The sequence below is a fragment of the Micrococcus sp. EYE_212 genome (assembly GCF_023147585.1).
Classification (GTDB): Bacteria; Actinomycetota; Actinomycetes; order Actinomycetales; family Micrococcaceae; genus Micrococcus.
Map to the genome: position 1 here is coordinate 1 of NZ_JAHXOZ010000033.1, position 1,413 is coordinate 1,413.

Genomic DNA, 1,413 nt, shown 5'->3' on the forward strand with positions numbered 1-1,413 from the left:
ATGATGGTGCTGGCGGGGCGGTCGGATCTTGATACAGGGTGCCATCGCGGAGCATCGCGTAAAGCACGTCGGTGCGGCGCCGGGCCAGCGCAATCAGCGCCTGGTTGTGGCGTTTGCCCTGGGCTCGTTTGCGGTCGTAGTACGCCCTGGAAGGCGGGTGCGACAGCGAAGCGAACGCTGAGAGGAACAGGGCCCGCTTCAGGCGCTTGTTTCCTCCCCGGGCTACGTGCTCTCCGCGGATCGAGGTCCCTGAGCGTCGGGTGACCGGGGCGATCCCGGCGTATGAGGCCAGATGCCCGGCATCGACGAAGTCCTTGCCCACAACTTCAGTGAGGATGCGTGCGGCGGTCCTGATCCCTACTCCGGGCATCGAGATCAGGACCGGGTGAAGAGGGTGGGCCTCCACCACAGCCTCCACCTGGGAGGCCAGTCCGGCCCGCTGACGGGTCAGTCCGGCGAGTTGTTCGGCCAGGATGGGCACCACGGTGGCCGCGGCCTGCGTGCCGGCCACGACCACGGACTGCTCGTCCAGGGCTTGGAAGATCTGCTCCGTGAGCGAGCCCGCCAGTCGTGGGGCGTGCTTGCGCAGCCGGGCACGCACATGCCCCGCCCCGGCGGTCTTCAGCTGCGCCGGGGTGGGGTACCGGCCGAGAAGGTCTGCCACGGCGGGGTGGGTGATCCTGGGCCCGAGCACGCGCTCGAGCGCCGGGTGGATCTGGGTGAGGAGTCCGCGCAGCCGGTTCGAGGTCGCAGTGATCTGCGCGGCGAGGTCGTCATCGAAACCGGCGAGCATGGCCAGCTCTGCGATCTGTTCCTCATCGACTCGGATGGAGCGCAGCGTATGGGGCATCGTGCGGGCTGCTTCAGCGATGATCGCCGCGTCCTTGGCGTCGGTCTTGGCCGAGCCGGGGTGCAGGTCAGCGATCCGTCGCATCGCCAGCCCGGGCAAGTACGCCACCTCAACGCCCTCGCAGGCCTGGGCCACGGCCACGGGCAGGGCCCCAATCGTGGCCGGCTGGTCCACCACGAGCAGCACCGGCCCGTAGGTGGTGGTGAGCTCGGCGAGGATGCCGCGTAGGCGGGTCTCGTCGTTGGGCAGGGCCTTGTCGTAGACCTTCTTCCCGGCCGCGGTGAGGGCCACGGCGTGGTGCTCGGACTTGCCGACGTCAAGGCCGATGAACACGGCTGGGGGCTGGACTGTCATCGCGGTCGTCCTCCTGGGCTTGCGGGGGCCATGAGTGTGCTGGCCAGCTCCAGTGGTGATCACGCTCGGCATCCACGTTACGAAGGGCCCCGGTGAGGGGCTCGCGCCTCTATTAGCGATCCGTGGTCACCAGACCGGTCCTCGGTGACAACACCCCCCGGATCATGCAGTCGACTGGGGGCAACGATCATGCCGAGGACCGGCTGGCC

The 1,413-nt window shown here is 68.7% G+C and carries 1 protein-coding gene; it reads right to left on the reverse strand.

The genetic code is table 11. From position 1 onward, the window contains the following. Nucleotides 1-1,204 (reverse strand): IS110 family transposase (locus tag KZX60_RS11870; protein ID WP_248118612.1); only part of this gene is annotated, 1,204 nt, incomplete at its 3' end. Between the last annotated feature and the right edge of the window lie 209 nt (nucleotides 1,205-1,413).